Genomic DNA, 18,657 nt, shown 5'->3' with positions numbered 1-18,657 from the left:
GTCCTAACTCTCGTGACCCACGTAGGCCGCAAGGTGCGTTGCGGTGAGGGTCTCCCCCTTCGCCACGAGATCGGCAGGTGTGCCCTCGAAGACGACCCGGCCACCGTCGTGACCGGCACCGGGCCCGAGGTCGATGATCCAGTCGGCGTGGGCCATGACGGCCTGGTGGTGCTCGATGACGACCACCGACTTGCCGGAGTCGACGAGGCGGTCGAGCAGGGCCAGCAGGTTGTCGACGTCGGCAAGGTGCAGGCCGGTCGTCGGCTCGTCGAGGACGTAGACCTCGCCCTTGTGCCCCATGTGCACGGCGAGCTTGAGGCGCTGACGTTCGCCGCCGGACAGCGCCGTGAGCGGCTGGCCGAGGGTGAGATAGCCCAAACCCACGTCGACGAGACGGGTGAGGATCTTGTGCGCGGCCGGCAGGGCGGCCGGGCCCTCCTTGGCGAAGAAGGCCTCCGCCTCGCTCATCGACATCTCGAGGACGTCGGCGATGTTCTTGCCGGCGAGCTCGTACTCGAGCACGGCCTCCTGGAAGCGGCGCCCCTCGCAGTCCTCGCACGGCGACTCGACCGTGGCCATGACCCCGAGCTCGGTGAAGATCACGCCCGCGCCGTTGCACGTCGGGCAGGCGCCCTCGGAGTTGGAGCTGAAGAGCGCCGGCTTGACGCCGTTGGCCTTGGCGAAGGCCTTGCGCACCGGCTCCAGCAGCCCGGTGTAGGTCGCGGGGTTGCTCCGCCGCGAGCCCTTGATCGCCGACTGGTCGACGACGACGACCTCGTCGCGGTGGTCGAGACCGGAGTGGACGAGCGAGCTCTTGCCCGACCCGGCGACGCCCGTCACGGCGACGAGGACCCCGGTCGGGATGTCGACGTCGACGTCCTGGAGGTTGTGCGTGCTGGCTCCCCGGATCTCGAGCGCCCCTGTGGCGGAGCGGACCTCGTTCTTGAGCGAGACCCGGTGGTCGAGGTGGCGCCCGGTGAGGGTGTCGCTGGCCCGCAGCTCCTCGACGCTCCCCTCGAAGACGATCTCGCCCCCCTTCGACCCGGCCATGGGACCGAGGTCGACGGCGTGGTCGGCGATCGCGATCGTCTCCGGCTTGTGCTCGACGACGAGCACGGTGTTGCCCTTGTCGCGCAGGCGCAGGAGCAGATCGTTCATCCGGTCGATGTCGTGGGGGTGCAGGCCGATCGTCGGCTCGTCGAAGACATAGGTGACGTCGGTGAGCGAAGACCCGAGGTGGCGGATCATCTTCGCCCGCTGCGCCTCTCCCCCGGACAGGGTGCCGGCGGGACGGTCGAGGGAGAGGTAGCCCAGACCGATCTCGGTGAAGGAGTCGAGCAGGTGCTGCAGGCCGGCGAGCAGCGGCTCGAAGCCGGGCTCGTCGAGCTCACGCACCCAGGCCGCCAGGTCGTTGATCTGCATCGAGCACAGGTCGGCGATGCTCTTGCCGTTGATCTTCGACGCACGCGCCTCCGGCGTCAGGCGGGTGCCCTCGCACTCGGGGCAGGTCTGGAAGGTCACCGCCCGCTCGACGAAGCGGCGCACGTGCGCCTGCATGGCCTCCGGGTCCTTGCTGAGCATCGACTTCTGGATCTTGGGGATGATCCCCTCGAAGGTGAGGTTGACGCCCTCGACCTTGATCTTCGTCGGTTCGCTCCACAGCATCGTCTCGAGCTGCTTCTTGGTGAAGTCCTTGATCGGCTTGTCCATCGGCAGCCCCATGCCGGCGAAGAGGCGGCCGTACCAGCCGTCCATCGAGTAGCCGGGGACGGTCAGCGCGCCGTCCTCGAGCGTCTTGGTGTCGTCGTAGAGGGCCGTGAGGTCGATGTCGCTCACCTGTCCCATGCCCTCGCAGCGCGGGCACATGCCGCCGAGGTAGACCGCCTGCTTGACCGTCTTGCGCTCGGTGTGGGTGCCCTTGTCCGTCGTCATCGACCCGCTCGCCTTGCGCGTGGGGACGTTGAAGGAGAAGGCCGTCGGCGGGCCGACGTGAGGCTGGCCGAGGCGCGAGTAGAGGATGCGCAGCATGGCGTTGGCGTCGGTCGCCGTGCCGACGGTCGAGCGCGGGTTGGCCCCCATGCGCTCCTGGTCGACGATGATCGCCGTCGTCAGCCCCTCGAGGTGGTCGACGTCGGGCCGCGCCAGCGAGGGCATGAAGCCTTGGAGGAAGGCGCTGTAGGTCTCGTCGATGAGCCGTCGCGACTCGGAGGCGATGGTCCCGAAGACGAGCGAGCTCTTGCCCGAGCCCGACACGCCGGTGAAGACCGTGAGGCGCCGCTTGGGCAGGTCGACGCTCACGTCCTTGAGGTTGTTTTCCCTCGCTCCCTGCACCCGGATGAGGTCGTGGCTGTCGGCGGCGTGCGGCATGCGAGCTCCAGACGAAGGGAGTGGGTGGGCCACCTGTGATCCAACCAGATCGTCCCGACGACGTCGTCAAAATCCGGTGGCGGCCCGCGACCTCGCCCTGCTGTGCTGGTGCGATGACGAGCAGCGACGTGTGGACCGCCGAGCAGGCGCAGCGCTACGACGACCCGGCGGGTACCGTCATGTCCGCGCCGGAGGTGCTGGATCCCGTGGTGGACGCGCTCGCCGAGCTCGCGGGCGGAGGGCCCGTGCTCGAGCTCGCGATCGGCACCGGACGTGTCGCAGTCCCCCTGCTGGCGAAGGGGGTCCCGGTCACCGGGATCGAGCTGTCCGCCCCGATGGTCGACGTGCTGCGGACAAAGGTCTCTGCGGAGGAGCTGCCGGTGGTCGTCGGTGACATGGCGACGGTGCGCGTCGACGGGGAGTTCACCGTGGTCTTCCTCGTCTTCAACACCATCGGCAACCTGCGGACGCAGGACGAGCAGGTCGAGTGCTTCTGCAACGCCGCACGTCACCTATCCCCCGGAGGCCGGTTCGTCGTGGAGGTCGGCGTCCCTCCCCTGCGGCGGCTCGTCCCGGGCCAGGTGGCGGTCCCCTTCGACGTGTCCGAGGGCCACGTCGGGTTCGACACCTTCGACCCGGTGACCCAGCAGGCGACCTCGCACCACCTGACCCAGCGGCCCGACGGCGGCTACCGCCGGGGCACCCACAACTACCGCTACGTCTGGCCCAGCGAGCTCGACCTCATGGCCCGCCTCGCTGGGCTCGAGCTCGAGAGCCGCCACGAGGACTGGAGCGGGACCCCCTTCAGCCCCGACAGCGAGTCCCATGTCAGCGTGTGGCGCCGCCCATGATGAGGGGGGCAGCATGTCCGGGCCGTCCTCGCCGGACCTCCTCGTGCCGCACACGGGAGCAACGACACCCACTCCTGAGCGTCAGGCCTCGGCGAGGGCGACCTCGACGAGGTGGGCGGCGGTGCGCTCGCCGGCCGCGATGGCACGCTCCTGGTCGCCGCGCAGCATGCCGGTGATGGCGCCGAGGTAGGCGACGACGACCTCGTCGGCCAGCCGCACCCCACGCTCCCCCGGCACGACCTCGGCGGAGAGCGACTCGATCCGCTCGTGCAGCAGCGTGTCCTCGGCTGTAAGCATCTCGGCCACGGCCGCTGCCGGTTTGCCCGTGGCGGCGGCCGTCCCGCTGAAGGCGCACCACCGCTCGTCGAGCCGCTCACGCTGGTAGGTGCGCAGCGCCGGGAAGATCGCCAGGAGTCGGTCGGTGGGCGTCTGCGCGGCCGCGATCGCCGCGTCCCAGACCTCGGTCCACTCCGCGAGCCGACGCTCGAGAGCGGCGGCGATGAGCCCGTCCTTGTTGCCGAAGTTGGCGTAGAGCGTCGCGGGCGAGGCGCCGGCACGACGCAGGATGACGTCGACGGGCGTCAGGACGACACCCTCGACGAACATCAGCTCGTCGGCTGCGGTGAGCAGCCGCTCCCGCGCCGGACGTCGGCGCTCCGTGGTGGCCATGCCGCCAGCCTAACCGTAACGCGCGTTTCACACAGAACTGAAACGTGCGTTACGGTCGGTGCCGACCCACGCCACCGACAGGGAGCCACCGATGACGACCTTGCACATCAACGGGCAGTGGCGGACCGCCGCGTCCGGAGAGACCCGTGAGATCACCTGCCCCGCCGACCGATCCGTCGTCGCGACGGTCGACGAAGGGGGTGCCGCGGACGCCCTCGAGGCCGTCCGCGCCGCCCGGGAGGCCTTCGACTCCGGCCCCTGGCCGAGCACGCCGGCGCCCGAGCGCGCCGCCCTCCTGCACCGCCTCGCCGACCGACTCGAGAGCGAGCTCGAGGAGGTCGCCCGCTTCGAGGCCCTCGACACCGGCAAGCGGATGGTCGAGACGCGCATCGACATGCACGACATCGTCGCGGTCTTCCGGCACTTCGCCGGGCTGGCCCAGGCCGAGGCCGGGCGCGTCGTGGACCCGGGGATGCCGGACGTCTCCTCCCGGGTCGTGAGCGAGCCCGTCGGTGTCTGCTCCCTCATCACCCCGTGGAACTTCCCGCTGCTGCAGACGGCGTGGAAGGTCGCTCCGGCTCTGGCCGCGGGCAACACCTTCGTCCTCAAGCCGAGCGAGCTGACGCCCCACACCTCGATCTGGCTCGTGCGCACCCTCGCCGAGCTCGGTCTGCCCGACGGCGTCGCCAACCTCGTGCTCGGGCCCGGTGCCACCGTGGGCGCTGCGATGACCGAGGCCCCCGAGGTCGACCTCGTCTCCTTCACCGGTGGCCTGCTCACCGGCCGCACGATCATGGCCGCGGCGGCCCCGACCGTGAAGAAGATCGCCCTCGAGCTCGGCGGCAAGAACCCCAACGTCATCTTCGCCGACGCCGACCTCGACGCCGCGGTCGACAACGCGCTCACCGCGATCTTCCTCGACTCGGGCCAGGTCTGCTCCGCGGGCTCGCGTCTCGTCGTCGAGGAGTCGGTGCACGACGAGGTCGTCGACGAGCTCGTCCGCCGCGCCCGGGCGATCCGTCTCGGCGGCCCCTTCGACGAGCGCGCCGAGACCGGCCCGCTCATCAGCGACGCCCACCGGGACAAGGTCGAGGCCTACGTCGCCGCGGCTCTGGCCGAGGGCGCGGTGCTGCGCTGCGGCGGCGAGCGCCCCGGTGGCGACCTCGCGGTCGGCAGTTACTACCCGCCGACGATCCTGGACGGGTGCACGAGCGACATGACGTGCGTCCAGGACGAGTCCTTCGGGCCGGTCCTGACCGTCGAGACCTTCGCCGGCGACAGCCGCGAAGCCGCGGAGGACGCCGCGGTCGCGATCGCCAACGACACGATCTACGGCCTGGCCGGCGCGGTGTGGACCCAGGACGCCGGGCGCGCCGAGCGCGTCGCCCGCCGACTGCGCCACGGGACCATCTGGATCAACGACTTCCACCCCTACGTCCCAGCGGCGGAGTGGGGCGGCATGAAGCAGTCCGGCATCGGCCGCGAGCTCGGCCTGGCCGGCCTGCACGAATACCTGGAGACCAAGCACATCTGGCACAACACACGCCCGGCGCGCGCCGGGTGGTTCGACGACGCCACGACCGAGGGAGAGGACGCATGAGAGATCGCTACGACTACGTCATCGTCGGAGGTGGGTCCGCCGGATCCGCCTTGGCCAACCGCCTGAGCGCCGACGAGGGGACGAGCGTCCTCGTCCTCGAGGCCGGCCGCGCAGACTTCCTCGCCGACCCGCTGATCCACATGCCCGCCGCGCTGATGTTCCCCTCGGGCAACCCGCTCTACGACTGGGCCTACGAGACCGAGCCCGAGCCGCACATGGGCGGCCGCCGGGTCCCGCACGCCCGCGGCAAGGTGCTCGGCGGCAGCTCGAGCATCAACGGCATGATCTTCCAGCGCGGCAACCCCGGTGACTTCGACACCTGGGCCTCCTTCGACGGGATGGCGGCGTGGGACTACGCCCACTGCCTGCCCTACTTCAAGCGCATGGAGACGACGATCGCCGGCGCCGACGCGTGGCGCGGCGGAGCCGGCCCGCTCAAGCTCGAGCGCGGCCCGGCCGACTCGCCCCTCTTCCAGGCCTTCTTCGAGGCGACGACCCAGGCCGGCTTCGCCCGGACCGACGACGTCAACGGCTACCGCCAGGAGGGCTTCGCCCCCTTCGACCGCAATGTCTACAAGGGCAGCCGGATGTCGGCCTCGCGCTCCTACCTGCGGCCGGTCCGTGATCGCAAGAACCTCGACGTCACGACGCTGGCCATGGTCACCGGGCTGCGCTGGCAGGGCACCCGCGTCACCGGCGTGGACTTCGTGCGCGGCGGCCGCAGCCGGCACTCGGTCGACGCCGGCGAGGTCATCCTCTGCGGTGGCGCCTTCAACTCTCCGCAGCTGCTCCAGCTCTCCGGTGTCGGCAACCCCGACGTGCTCGGCGCCGCGGGTGTGCAGACCCGCGTCGAGCTGCCCGGTGTCGGCGAGAACCTGCAGGACCACCTCGAGGTCTACCTGCAGCACACGAGCCTGCAGCCGGTGTCGATCTCGCCGTGGCTGAAGAAGTGGAAGGCGCCCTACATCGGCGCCGAGTGGCTCTTCCTCAACCGCGGCGTCGGCGCCTCCAACCACTTCGAGGGCGGCGGCTTCATCCGCACCAACGACGAGGTGGCCTACCCCAACCTCATGTTCCACTTCCTGCCGATCGCCGTGCGCTACGACGGCACGGCGGCCGAGGGCAAGCACGGCTACCAGGTGCACATCGGGCCGATGAACTCCGACGTGCGCGGCCACGTCCACATCAAGAACGCCGACCCGCGGACCAAGCCGGCCATCCTCTTCAACTACCTGTCGACCGAGCGTGACCGTCGCGAGTGGGTCGAGGTCGTGCGCGCCGCGCGGCACATCCTCTCGCAGCCGGCCTTCGCCCCCTTCGACGGTGGCGAGATCTCGCCCGGGCCGGACGTGCAGACCGACCAGGAGATCATCGACTGGGTCGCCAAGGACGCCGAGACGGCGCTGCACCCGTCGTGCTCGGCCAAGATGGGCACCGACGAGATGGCGGTCGTCGACCCCGGGTCGATGCGGGTCCACGGGACGCAGGGGCTGCGCGTCGTCGACGCCTCCGTCTTCCCGACCATCACCAACGGCAACATCTACGCCCCCGTGATGATGGTCGCGGAGAAGGCCGCCGACCTCATCGCCGGCAACACGCCGCTCGCGGCGGAGCACCCGCCGGTCTACCGCGCCAAGCAGGGCATGCCCCTCTACCCGCAGGGCGACCCGCGCAACGACGCCTGGGATGCGCGCACCGAGATCCCCAGCGCCCTGGCGGCAGTGCGTGATGCCCAGCCGAAGGGGGACGCCCGATGAGCACGGTCATCGACCCCGAGCTGACACGGGACCGGGTGACGCAACCCCGTGCCAAGAAGTCGGTCCTCGTCGTCTCCGTCGTCGCGACGGTCGTCGTCGCCGCCTGGGCCCTCATCGCCCCGACCAACGCCGAGGCCACCCTCGGCAGCGTCGTGGGATGGATCTCCAACTGGTTCGGCTGGTTCTACATCCTGCTGGCCACCGCGATCCTCGTCTTCGTCGTCTACGTCGGCATGCGCTACCGCCGGATCCGCCTCGGCGACGACGACGACCGTCCTGAGTACTCGACCTTCGCGTGGGCCTCGATGCTCTTCGCGGCCGGCATCGGCACCGACGTGATGTTCTTCGCCGTGGCCGAGCCCGCGAGCCAGTACCTCGCTCCCCCGCAGGGTCAGGGCGAGACCGTCGACGCGGCCCGCGAGGCCACGGTGTGGACGCTCTTCCACTACGGCATCACCGGCTGGGGCATGTATGCGCTCATGGGTGTCGCGCTGGGCTACTTCGCGCACCGCAAGAAGCTGCCCCTCGCCGTGCGCTCTGCGCTCTACCCGCTCGTCGGCAAGCGGGTGCGCGGACCCATCGGCGACGTCGTCGACATCGCGACCGTGCTCGGGACGATCTTCGGCGTCGCGACCTCGCTCGGCATCGGCGTCGTCATGCTCAACGTCGGCCTCGGCGTGATGTTCGACGTGCCGCAGGGCATCCCCGCCCAGATCGGTCTCGTCGTCCTCGCCGTCGTCACCGCGACCGTGTCGGCGACCACCGGCGTCGACCGCGGCATCCGGCTGCTCAGCCAGCTCAACGTCCTGCTCGCGATCCTGCTCGCGTTGTGGATCCTCGTCACCGGCGAGACCGCCTTCCTGCTGCGCGCCATCACGATGAACGTCGGTGACTTCGTCTCGATGTTCCCCGGGATGACCCTGGACACGATGGCCTACGACCACCCGACCGAGTGGATGTCGCTGTGGACCCTCTTCTTCTGGGCCTGGTGGATCGCCTGGGCGTCCTTCGTCGGGATGTTCCTCGCGCGCATCTCCAAGGGCCGCACGATCGGGCAGTTCATGCTCGGCACGCTGACGATCCCCTTCAGCTACATCGTCATGTGGGTCTCGATCTTCGGCAACAGCGCGGTCAAGCAGATCGCCGACGGCGACGCGGCCTTCGGCGAGATGGCGACGAACCAGCCGGAGCAGGGCTTCTACGCCCTCCTCCAGCAGTACCCCGGGGCGCTCTTCCTCGTCGGTCTGTCGACCTTCGTCGGGTTGCTCTTCTACGTCACCTCCGCCGACTCCGGCGCCCTCGTCATGGCCAACCTCAGCTCGGAGCTGCCGGACAGCGAGACCGACGCCCGCCCGTGGCTGCGGATCCTGTGGGCCGGTGCCACCGGCGTGCTGACGATCGCCATGCTCGTCGTCGGCGGCATCGTGGCGCTGCAGTACGCGACGATCGTCATGGGACTGCCCTTCGCGATCGTCATGGTCCTGGTGATGATCGGCCTGCACCGGGCGCTCGAGGCCGAGCGCACCCAGACGACGGCCGCCCGCCTCTCGCTCGCCTCGCACCTCGTCGGTCGCGAGGGGGCGCACCAGGGGTCGTGGCGTCGCCGGGTCGCCAACACCTTCGGCACCGTGAGCCTCAAGCGCGCCAACCAGCGCCTGGCGAGCGTCGTCGTCCCGGCCCTGCAGGAGGTCGCCGACGCGATGACCGACGAAGGGAGGGCCGCCACCGTCGAGGTGCACGACGGCGGTCCCCACCGGCCGGGGTCCGCCCGGCTCGTCGTCGGTGAGGGGGCCGCTCCCTTCGCCTGGTCCGTGCAGGTGCGCCAGGTGGCGGCGCCCAGCTACGGCGCCCGGATGATCGAGGCCGACGACCGCACGGCGCGTCTCGAGGTCGCCCTGCCGACCGGTGGTGGCTACGACGTCTTCGCCTACGACCGCGAGGAGGTCTGCCACGACGTGCTCGACCACCTCGAGCGTTGGTCCGCCGCGGGGGTCCTCGCCGACCAGGTCTAGACGGAGCCGCTCGCCACGGGAGGGCCGCGACACCACCCGGTGTCGCGGCCCTCCCGTCTGCCCGATTGCGTTACATAGGCTCCCTATGTAACGTGACGGGACGTGCCCGACGACTCCATCGACCAGACCGCGAGCGACCTCGTCACCTACGCCGCCCGTCTCGTCCGCGCCTCCCGCCAGCACATCCACCACACCCCGCCCGCCGGGATCCGGGTGCTCTCGCTCGTCGACGAGCACGGGCCCACCGGCATCGGACGACTGGCTGAGCTCGACCGCACCTCGCAGCCGACGATGTCCGGAGCCGTCGCGACACTCGTCGAGCGTGGCTGGGTGACCAAGGAGCCCGACCCGGCCGATGCCCGCGCCACGAGGGTCACCCTCACCACCCCCGGACGCCGCGCGCTCGCCGTCGTCCGCGAACGCAGCGCCGCCACCGTCTCCCGGGTCATCCGGGAGCACCCCACCCTGACCCCCGAGGACCTCGCGACCGCCGTCACGGTGCTGCGCGCGGTCATGGAGGCCAGCTCGTCCCAGCAGGAAGGTCAGCAGTGACAGCCCCATCAGCACCCGCCGAGTCCACCCCGTCGATGTGGCGGCAACCGCGCGCCGTGTGGGCCGTGGCCTTCGCGTGCGTCATCGCGTTCATGGGCATCGGCCTCGTCGACCCGATCCTCAAGCCGATCGCCGACGAGCTGGGCGCATCGCCCAGCGAGACCTCGCTGCTCTTCACGAGCTACATGGCGATCATGGGCGTCGCGATGCTCGTCGCCGGCTTCATCTCCTCGCGCATCGGCGCCAAGCGCACCCTCATCACCGGGCTGGCGCTCATCATCGTCTTCTCCGCGCTCGCCGGCATGTCCGACAGCATCGGCGCCATCGTCGGCTTCCGTGCCGGCTGGGGTCTGGGCAATGCGCTCTTCGTCGCGACCGCGCTGTCGACGATCGTCGTCGCCTCGGCCGGCAGCGTCGGCCAGGCCGTGATCTTCTTCGAGGCCGCGCTGGGCCTGGGCATCGCCGTCGGCCCGATCGTCGGCGGCCAGCTCGGCTCGCTCTCCTGGCGGGCGCCCTTCTTCGGCGTCGCGGTCCTCATGGTCGTCGCCGTGGTCGTCACGTCCGTCCTCCTGCCGGCCACTCCCCCGTCCGGCACCAAGACCTCGCTCGCGGCACCGCTCAAGGCCCTGCGCCACCCGGGGCTGCTCACCGTGGCGCTCACCGCGCTCTTCTACAACATGGGCTTCTTCACCCTGCTGGCCTTCACCCCCTTCCCGCTCGACATGAGCGCCTCGCAGGTCGGCTGGGTCTTCTTCGGCTGGGGGCTGCTGCTCGCGATCACGTCGGTCAAGACCGCCCCGTGGCTGCAGCGGCGCTTCGGCACGATCCCCTCGATCATCGGGGCCCTGACGCTCTTCGCCCTCGACCTGGCGATGATGGCGCTCCTCGTCGACTCCAAGGCCGCGCTCGTCGTCGGGGTCGTCCTCGCCGGCGCCTTCCTCGGGGTCAACAACACCCTCATCACCGAGGCCGTCATGGGCTCGGCGCCGGTCGAGCGCCCGGTCGCCTCGTCGGCCTACTCCTTCGTTCGCTTCTCCGGAGGTGCCGTGGCCCCGTGGGCGGCCGGCCGGCTGGGCGAAGAGGTCGGCCTCAGCGCCCCCTTCTGGATGGGCACCGTCGCCGTGCTCGTGGGCGTCGCGATCTTCACCTACGGCTCGCGCTTCCTGCGGGGCGAGGAGACCCCGCCCGTGCACAGCCCCGCCGAGGGCGAGGCGGTGCTGGTCGGCGACGCCGACTGAGCAGAGTCGTCGAGAACGGTCCAGACCGCGTCAGCGGGCGTCGTCGCGCAGGTCGAGGAACATCACGTGCAGTCCGACGGGACCGTGCTCCGGGTGGTCGAAGGCCCCCGGCACGGTCCCGATGACGTCGAAGCCCAGGGAGCGCCACAGCCCCACCGCACGATCGTTGGTCTCCACGACGGCGTTGAACTGGATCCCGGCGTAGCCCTCGTCGCGCGCCCACCCGATGACGTGCTCGCCGAGCGCCCGGCCCACTCCCCTGACGCCAGCGTCCGGGTCGACCATGAAGGACCCGGTCGCGATGTGCGACCCACGACCCGGGCGGTTGGGGCCCATCTTGGCCGAGCCGGCCACACGGCCACCGACCTCTGCGACGACCGTGCGGCCGGGGGCCGGCTCCATCCACAGGCAGCGCGCCCCGTCCGACGACAGGTCGGGCGGGTAGGCGTAGGTCCTGCCCTCGGCCACGATGCGCGACCAGAAGGGGAAGATCTGCGGCCAGTCGTCGTCGGTCGCGGGTCGGATGCTCAGGTCGTGGCTCGTCACGTCGACAGCATCGCAAGCCCGGTCGTGGCAGGCTGCTCCGGTATCGCAACGACGCGACCGCAGGAGGTTCGACGCATGGCCCAGCCCGCACTCCCTTCGTACTCGTCCGGCACCTCGGACACGCCCCTGCTCGGGGACACGATCGGCGACAACCTCGCCAGGACCGTGGCGCGGCACGGTGACCGCGAGGCCCTCGTCGACGTCCCGAGCGAGCGGCGCTGGACCTACCGGGAGCTGCTCGCCGACGTCGACGCCCTCGCCAAGGGCCTGCTGGCGAAGGGCGTCTCCGCCGGCGACCGGATCGGGATCTGGGCGCCCAACTGCGCCGAGTGGACACTGCTCCAGTACGCCACGGCGCGCGTCGGCGCGATCCTCGTCAACATCAACCCCGCCTACCGGGCCCACGAGCTGACCTATGTGGCCCAGCAGTCCGGCCTGCGGATGCTCGTGAGCGCCCAGCAGCACAAGACCTCCGACTACCGCGCCATGGTCGAGGAGGTGCACGGTGAGGTGCCGGACCTGCGCGACGTGGTCTACATCGGGGACCCGTCGTGGCAGGAGCTCGTGGCCGACGGGGCCACGGTCCCCGACGAGGCCATCACCGAGCGTGGCGTGACCCTCACCCCCGACGACCCGATCAACATCCAGTACACCTCGGGCACGACCGGCTTCCCCAAGGGCGCGACGCTCAGCCACCACAACATCCTCAACAACGGCTACTTCGTCGGTGAGCTGATCCGCTACACCGAGGCCGACCGGATCTGCATCCCGGTGCCCTTCTACCACTGCTTCGGCATGGTCATGGGCAACCTCGCGGCGACCTCGCACGGCGCGTGCATGGTCATCCCGGCGCCGTCCTTCGAGCCTGCTGCCACCCTCCAGGCGGTCGTCGACGAGCGGTGCACCTCGCTCTACGGCGTCCCGACGATGTTCATCGCCGAGCTCGGCCTCGCGGACTTCGCCGACTACGACCTGTCGACCCTGCGCACCGGGATCATGGCCGGATCGACCTGCCCCGTCGAGGTGATGAAGCGGGTCGTCGCCGAGATGAACATGGCCGAGGTGGCGATCAGCTACGGCATGACCGAGACCTCCCCGGTCTCGACGATGACCCGCGTCGACGACGACCTGGCCCGCCGCACCGAGACCGTGGGTCGGTCCATGCCGCACATCGAGTCCAAGGTGGTCGACCCGGTGACCGGCGTGACCCTCCCGCGCGGCGAGACCGGCGAGCTGTGCACCCGCGGTTACAGCGTCATGCTCGGCTACTGGGAGCAGCCGGACAAGACCGCCGAGGCCATCGACGCCGCCCGGTGGATGCACACCGGCGACCTCGCGACGATGGACGAGCACGGCTACGTCGAGATCGTCGGGCGGATCAAGGACCTCGTCATCCGCGGCGGCGAGAACGTCTACCCCCGCGAGGTCGAGGAGTTCCTCTACACGCACCCGTCCATCGCCGACGTGCAGGTCATCGGCGTACCCGACGAGCGCTACGGCGAGGAGCTCATGGCCTGGGTCGTGCTCAGGGAGGGTGCCGAGTCCCTCACGGCCGACGAGGTGCGCGAGTTCGCCACCGGCAAGCTCGCGCACTACAAGATCCCGCGCTACGTGCACGTCACCGACGCCTTCCCCATGACCGTGACCGGCAAGGTGCGCAAGGTCGAGATGCGCGAGCAGGCGCGCCAGCTCCTGCAGGACTGAGCGACGACGAAGGGTGGCACCCCGGTCACCGGGGTACCACCCTTCGAGACGGCGCTGGCGCGCCTCCTCAGGGCACCGCCTTCGTCATGGGTCGGGAGGTCAGACCTGCTGGTCACCCGACGAGGTGGGGCCCGACTGCGCCTCGGCCTTGGCCGAGAGCTTGTCGAGCGTGCGGGCCGCCGCGTCGCGACCACCGAGGCCGAAGGCCAGGGCCGCGGCCGCGGCGCCACCGACGACGAGCGCACCGAAGCCGAGCTCGATGATCGAGTCGGCGATGCCCATGTACTTCAGGCCCATCGCGACGAAGAGCACGATCGTCGCGTACTTGACGATCGTCGCGCTGACGCCGGTGAGCAGCTTCGCCAGGAGGTTGGCGATGAAGAGACCGGCCGCGATGATCGCCGCACCGAAGATCACCTTGCCACCGAGGCCGAGGACCTCGCTGAGGAAGGCAGTGATCTGCGGGAAGTCGAGCAGCTGGGCCGCCATGACCGCGAAGAAGAGCACGATCGCGATCTGGACGATCTTGGCGACGACCGGCACGACCTTGGTCTCGGCCGGCAGGACGTCGAGCTCGGCGATCTGGCGGTCGAGGCCGACGCCGTCGAGAACCTGCTCGACGATGTCACCGGCGAAGCGGGCGATGAAGATGCCCAGGGCCAGCATGATGCCGGCGGCGATGATCACGGGGACGGCGTCGAAGATCGACTGGAGCATCTGCTCGGCCGGACGGGAGATCGACTCGATACCCAGGATCTGCAGCGAGGCGATGGTCACGACGATCATGATCAGCGCGTAGACGACCGTGGCCAGGGTGCGCGGGATCGACGCCGCGGGCCTCTGCCCACCGGACTGCTGGAACTGCTGGGTCTGCTGCTGCGGCGGAGCCGGCTGCCCCGGCGGCGGGGGCGGCGGGCCGGCCGGCGAGACCTGCGGCGCGCCGGGGAGCGAGCTCGTCGTCGAACCGGCCTTCTTCAGCCAGCGGTCGAAGGGCAGCGCGGAGAGCGCCGTCTGCACCAGTTGACGCACGACCTTGGCCAGCAACGCACCGACGAAGAAGACGACGCCGGCACCGATGAGGTTGGGCAGGAAACCCAGGACCCCGTCGGCCATGCCCTGGATCGGCGTGAGCACCTGGCTCAGACCGAGGACCTGCAGGATGGCGACGAGGCCGAGCATCCACACGACGAGCGACCCTATGGAGCCGAGGGTCGTGCCGACGGAGGCGCCGTCGGCACCCGCCCGCTGCAGCGCCGGGATCTTGCTGGAGAGCTTGGTGAAGAGCGACTTGACGATCATTGCGACGAGCCATGTGATGACGAGGATCGCCACGGCGGCCAGCGCCTTGCCGATCAGTCCTGGCCAATCGACCCCGTCGAAGAAGCCGGAATCCATGATGTCCTCCCAGATTGTCGTGACATTCAGGTGTATTGCCCTTCGACCGTACTGACCATCCGCCGTCGGTGCCGGATGAGAGACCTGACGATGCCGGATGGTTAGGTGAACCCCATGCGCTGCTCACACCACGAGGCCGGTGAGTGCCGTTCGTGCACCCTCATGGGCCTCCCCTACGAGCGGCAGGTCGTCGACCTCGAGCGCGAGGTGCGCGAAGTCCTCGCGGACGCCGTCCCCGCGGACGTGTGGCAGGCCCCCTTCGTCGGGCCGGAGTCGGCCTTCCGCAACAAGGCGAAGCTCGTCGTCGCCGGGACCCGCGACGCACCGACCTTCGGCATCCTCGACGCCGCCCAGCGGGCGTCTCCCTGCCCGAGTGCGGGCTCTACGAGCCGCACCTCGCGGCTGCACTGGACCGGCTCGTGCCCGCCGTCGCCGAGCTGGGCCTGACCCCCTTCGACGTGCCGGGCCGCCAGGGCGAGCTGAAGCACCTCATCGTGACCGGCTCGCCCGACGGCGAGCTCATGGTGCGCTTCGTGCTGCGCTCACCCGGGCAGGTCGGCCGGATCCGACGGGGTCTGGACGCGCTGCGCGCGGCGGCACCGGGCCTGCGGGTCGTCTCGGTCAACCTCCAGCCGGAGCACAAGGCGGTACTCGAGGGCGAGGAGGAGATCGTCCTCACCGACGAGGAGACCCTGCCGATGCGGCTGGACGACATCGTCTTCCACCTGCGACCGCGCAGCTTCTTCCAGACCAACACCGTGGTCGCGGCCGGGCTGTACCGCCAGGCCCGGGCGTGGGTCGACGAGATCGCGCCACGCAGCGTCCTCGACCTCTACTGCGGGGTCGGCGGCTTCGCCCTCAACGCCGCGATGGCGAAGGGAGCCGACGCGCGCCGTGTCGAGGGGGTCGAGGTGGCGCCCGACGCGGTCGCGAGCGCCCGCCGCTCGGCGGCCGAGCTCGGGGTCGCCGCCGACTTCCGGGTCGGCGACGCCCGGGTGCTCGACGAGGTCGATCACGAGCTCGTCGTCGTCAACCCTCCCCGCCGCGGGATCGGTCCCCGGCTCTGCGCCGCGATCGAGGCCGCGGCGCCACGGCACGTGGTCTACTCCAGCTGCAACGCCCGCAGCCTGGCGGTTGATCTCGCCGCGCTCCCGGGCCACCGGGTCGTCGAGGCGCGGCTGTTCGACATGTTCCCCCAGACCCGGCACCACGAGGTCATCGTGCTGCTGGAGCGGCGCTGATCCCGTCGGTCTGGACCACCCGGGGCCGCTCGGGCTCGCCCGCGGGGGTGGTCGTGTCGTCGCCCGGGCCCGTCGAGGGTGGTGCCGGCGCGGTCGGCTCCGCGGGTCCGCCGGGGTCGGTGGGCTCGGTGGGCTCAGTGGGTTCAGTGGGTTCCCCCGGCTCCGTGGGCTCGCCCGGGTCGGTCGGCTCCGTGGGCTGGTCGAGGGCACACTCGCTGCGCGGAGGGGTGCCGCCGGGCGTGGGCCGCTCCGTCCCGAGGTCGGCGAAGACCTCCTCGAGCACCGAGGGCCGAGCCGGCATCAGGGCATCGACGCAGGTCTCCACCACCTCGCCGTAGGTCCTCGCGTCATCGGGGGCGCTCCCGCTGAACCACGCGTGCACGGCGTAGCCGTCCTCGTGGGCACGGTCGACGAAGTCACGGGTGACGACACGGAGGCCGGAGTAGGTGATCGGCACCTGCAGGGCGACGACCCCGTCGGGCAGCGGCGCGTCCGTCAGGTATTAGCTGATCATCGCCTGCTGCCCCGCGGACATGTCGACCTGCGGTGCCAGCTCGTGGAAGCGGGCCAGCGCCGCGTCGTCGAAGGAGCCCACGATCAGGTCGGTCCGGTCGCTGTCGGCCAGCCGGCTCCCGAGGGCCTCGGCGGCCGCGAGGAAGGACTGCGGGGTGCCGCTGCCCTTGATCTCGATGTTGACCGGGGTGTCCGGGAATCGCTCGAGGACGTCCTGCAGCGAGGGGACACCGAAGTCGCTCGGTTCGTGCCCGGACACCGTGACGTCGCCGTACCTGGCCCCCCGCAGCGGGTGCTCGGCGTCGGGGTCGTCGTGCACCGTGCTGCGCCCGGGGACGAACCAGTGGGCGGCGTCCATGGCCCGCAGCTGCTCCATCGTGAAGTCGGCGACCCGGCCCGTGTGGTCGGTGGAGTCGTCCACCGTGGCGTCGTGGATCACCGCCAGATCGCCGTCGGCGGTCAGCTGCACGTCGAGCTCGAGCATGTCGGCCCCGAGCTCCTCCGCCCGCTCGAAGGCGTACATCGTGTTCATCGGGGCCTCGTCCTCACCGCCCGAGTGGGCCATGTTCATCACCCGCTGACCGAGCCAGGGGTTGTCCGGCTCGGGTGCCGACCCGGCGGCGGTCGTGCCGCAGGCGAGGAGGAGGGCGGTGGCGGAGGCGACAAGGGCGGTGCGCACGTTCGAGACCCTAGCGAGGTGCCACGTGCCGCAACAGGGGTCCGCGCCGCGGGTCAGGCTCCTGATCCGGCGAGGATGGCGAAGAGCCCGACGAAGTACAGCCCGACGCAGAGGAAGATCATCGCGAACAGGGCCGTGCCGACGATGCCGAGGATCTTGCCGATGTTGGCGTGGTCGCGGTTGGACCACCCGGCCTGCGGGTTGGCGTCGATCTCCTTGAGCGCCATGTGGCCGAGGATCCACGCGACGATCCCCAGACCGGGCACGACGACGATGCCCAGGATCCCGAGGACCAGCGCGGCGGTCGCCGTGCCGTGCTGGCGCACCGGTTGGAAGGGGTAGGGCGGCGGGATCTGCGGGGGTGGCTGCGTCATGGTGACTCCACCGTATGCGCGCCGCGCCGCGACGACCACGGGGAGCACTCCCCCCTTCGTCACAGGGTCTACTGTCGTGTCCGCGGTCACCCCCGCACCCCACGACAGGAGAAGCATGCGAGCACTCGCCAAGCCCCGTCCTGGCCCCGGTCTGGAGCTCGCCGACGTCCCCGAGCCGCACCCCGGCGACGACGACGTCCGCATCCGTGTCCTGCGAGCGGGCCTGTGCGGCACCGACCTGCACCTGCACGGGTGGGACGACTGGGCAGCAGCGGCCGTGCCCCGCACGCCGCAGGTCATCGGTCACGAGTTCTACGGCGTCGTCGACGAGGTCGGCCGCAACGTGACGAGCGTGCGCGTCGGCGACCGGGTCTCCGGCGAGGGCCACATCGTCTGCGGCACCTGCCGCAACTGCCGCGCCGGGCGACGGCACCTGTGCATCAACACCATCGGGGTGGGCGTCAACCGCGACGGCGCCTTCGCCGACCACGTCGTCATCCCGGCGGGCAATGCCTGGGTCCACCACGACGACATCGACCCCGACCTCGGTGCGGTCTTCGACCCCCTGGGCAATGCCGTGCACACCGCCCTGTCCTTCCCCCTCGCGGGCGAGGACGTCGTCATCACCGGGGCGGGGCCGATCGGCGTCATGGCCGCGGCCATCGCCCGTCACGTCGGTGCCAGGCACATCGCCGTGACCGACCTGTCGGACACCCGGCTGGAGCTGGCGAAGGGGGCCGGTGCCGACCTGCTCGTCAACGCCGCCACGAGCAACCTGGGTGAAGCCATGCGCGAGCTCGGGATGAAGGAGGGTTTCGACGTCGGCCTCGAGATGTCGGGGGCTCCCCCGGCGGTCGCCGACATGCTCGACCACCTCAACCACGGCGGCCGGATCGCGATGCTCGGGCTGCCCAAGGACCCCTACCCCGTCGACTGGGGCAAGGTCATCACGCACATGGTGACCATCAAGGGCATCTACGGCCGGGAGATGTACGACACCTGGTACACCATGAGCTCGATGCTCTCGACCTCGCCCGCGCTGCGCGAGGCGATCTCCTCGGTCATCACCCACCGCTTCCCCGCGGAGCAGTGGGAGGACGCCTTTGCCACCGCCGCCTCGGGAGAGTGCGGCAAGGTCATCATCGACTGGAGCTGACGC

The 18,657-nt window shown here is 70.6% G+C and carries 15 protein-coding genes and 1 pseudogene; 9 read left to right on the top strand and 7 right to left on the bottom strand.

The window, feature by feature from the left end; translation table 11 throughout:
* Positions 1–3: 3 nt before the first annotated feature.
* A complete protein-coding gene (locus NYE39_RS02560; protein WP_341011779.1) occupies positions 4–2,367 on the bottom strand; it encodes an excinuclease ABC subunit UvrA in 2,364 nt (787 codons plus the stop codon).
* A 113-nt stretch (positions 2,368–2,480) separates the two neighbouring features.
* Between NYE39_RS02560 and NYE39_RS02555 the strand changes: the two genes are divergently transcribed.
* Complete coding sequence (locus tag NYE39_RS02555) at positions 2,481–3,218, top strand: class I SAM-dependent DNA methyltransferase (RefSeq protein ID WP_341011778.1); 738 nt, start codon at positions 2,481–2,483, stop codon at positions 3,216–3,218.
* Positions 3,219–3,299: 81 nt separating this feature from the next.
* Here NYE39_RS02555 and NYE39_RS02550 read toward each other — a convergent pair whose 3' ends face one another.
* The gene (locus NYE39_RS02550) at positions 3,300–3,887 is read right to left on the bottom strand and encodes a TetR/AcrR family transcriptional regulator (RefSeq protein ID WP_341011777.1); all 588 of its coding nucleotides are present in this window, start codon (positions 3,885–3,887) and stop codon (positions 3,300–3,302) included.
* Between the two features lie 91 nt (positions 3,888–3,978).
* Here NYE39_RS02550 and NYE39_RS02545 point away from each other — a divergent pair, with 91 nt between their 5' ends.
* The 5 genes from NYE39_RS02545 (at position 3,979) to NYE39_RS02525 (ending at position 11,046) form a co-directional block, all read left to right on the top strand.
* The gene (locus NYE39_RS02545) at positions 3,979–5,487 is read left to right on the top strand and encodes an aldehyde dehydrogenase family protein (RefSeq protein ID WP_192912153.1); all 1,509 of its coding nucleotides are present in this window, start codon (positions 3,979–3,981) and stop codon (positions 5,485–5,487) included.
* Positions 5,484–7,244, top strand: a complete 1,761-nt coding sequence (gene betA, locus NYE39_RS02540) for a choline dehydrogenase (RefSeq protein WP_192912152.1) — start codon at positions 5,484–5,486, stop codon at positions 7,242–7,244. The genes NYE39_RS02545 and betA overlap by 4 nt, the downstream gene beginning before the upstream one ends.
* A complete protein-coding gene (betT, locus tag NYE39_RS02535) occupies positions 7,241–9,256 on the top strand; it encodes a choline BCCT transporter BetT (protein ID WP_192912151.1) in 2,016 nt (671 codons plus the stop codon). Before betA ends, betT begins: the two co-directional genes overlap by 4 nt.
* Before the next feature lie 102 nt (positions 9,257–9,358).
* A complete protein-coding gene (locus NYE39_RS02530; RefSeq protein ID WP_192912150.1) occupies positions 9,359–9,808 on the top strand; it encodes a MarR family winged helix-turn-helix transcriptional regulator in 450 nt (149 codons plus the stop codon).
* A 35-nt stretch (positions 9,809–9,843) separates the two neighbouring features.
* Positions 9,844–11,046 (top strand): MFS transporter, encoded by a 1,203-nt coding sequence (locus tag NYE39_RS02525; RefSeq protein WP_094078826.1) that lies wholly within the window; start codon positions 9,844–9,846, stop codon positions 11,044–11,046.
* 30 nt (positions 11,047–11,076) lie between these two features.
* On the opposite strand, the gene NYE39_RS02520 is transcribed toward NYE39_RS02525, so the two are convergent.
* The gene (locus NYE39_RS02520; protein ID WP_341011776.1) at positions 11,077–11,592 is read right to left on the bottom strand and encodes a GNAT family N-acetyltransferase; all 516 of its coding nucleotides are present in this window, start codon (positions 11,590–11,592) and stop codon (positions 11,077–11,079) included.
* A 75-nt stretch (positions 11,593–11,667) separates the two neighbouring features.
* Between NYE39_RS02520 and NYE39_RS02515 the strand changes: the two genes are divergently transcribed.
* Positions 11,668–13,296 carry an AMP-binding protein gene (locus NYE39_RS02515; protein ID WP_341011775.1) on the top strand — a complete coding sequence of 543 codons (1,629 nt, stop codon included), beginning with the start codon at positions 11,668–11,670 and terminating at the stop codon, positions 13,294–13,296.
* A gap of 99 nt (positions 13,297–13,395) precedes the next feature.
* Here NYE39_RS02515 and NYE39_RS02510 read toward each other — a convergent pair whose 3' ends face one another.
* Positions 13,396–14,691, bottom strand: coding sequence for a mechanosensitive ion channel (locus NYE39_RS02510; RefSeq protein WP_341011774.1), 1,296 nt, complete (start codon positions 14,689–14,691; stop codon positions 13,396–13,398).
* A gap of 114 nt (positions 14,692–14,805) precedes the next feature.
* Between NYE39_RS02510 and NYE39_RS02505 the strand changes: the two are divergent.
* A pseudogene (locus tag NYE39_RS02505) lies at positions 14,806–15,932 on the top strand (methyltransferase domain-containing protein).
* Here the strand turns inward: NYE39_RS02505 and NYE39_RS02500 are convergent.
* The 3 genes from NYE39_RS02500 to NYE39_RS02490 are packed head-to-tail and all read right to left on the bottom strand — an operon-like array spanning position 15,907 to position 17,498.
* Entirely contained in the window at positions 15,907–16,389 is a 483-nt protein-coding gene (locus NYE39_RS02500; protein WP_341011773.1) for a hypothetical protein, read from the bottom strand. The pseudogene NYE39_RS02505 and the gene NYE39_RS02500 sit on opposite strands and share 26 nt — an antisense overlap.
* Positions 16,390–16,434: 45 nt before the next feature.
* Positions 16,435–17,124 (bottom strand): glycerophosphodiester phosphodiesterase family protein, encoded by a 690-nt coding sequence (locus NYE39_RS02495; protein ID WP_341011772.1) that lies wholly within the window; start codon positions 17,122–17,124, stop codon positions 16,435–16,437.
* Between the two features lie 53 nt (positions 17,125–17,177).
* Positions 17,178–17,498 (bottom strand): DUF4190 domain-containing protein, encoded by a 321-nt coding sequence (locus NYE39_RS02490; RefSeq protein WP_072626200.1) that lies wholly within the window; start codon positions 17,496–17,498, stop codon positions 17,178–17,180.
* 115 nt (positions 17,499–17,613) lie between these two features.
* Here NYE39_RS02490 and tdh point away from each other — a divergent pair, with 115 nt between their 5' ends.
* Positions 17,614–18,654 (top strand): L-threonine 3-dehydrogenase, encoded by a 1,041-nt coding sequence (gene tdh / locus NYE39_RS02485; protein WP_072624569.1) that lies wholly within the window; start codon positions 17,614–17,616, stop codon positions 18,652–18,654.
* Positions 18,655–18,657: the final 3 nt, after the last annotated feature.

Source organism: Janibacter sp. FSL W8-0316 (assembly GCF_038004165.1).
GTDB classification, from domain to species: Bacteria; Actinomycetota; Actinomycetes; order Actinomycetales; family Dermatophilaceae; genus Janibacter; species Janibacter indicus.
This window is presented reverse-complemented; position numbering and strand designations above follow the sequence as displayed.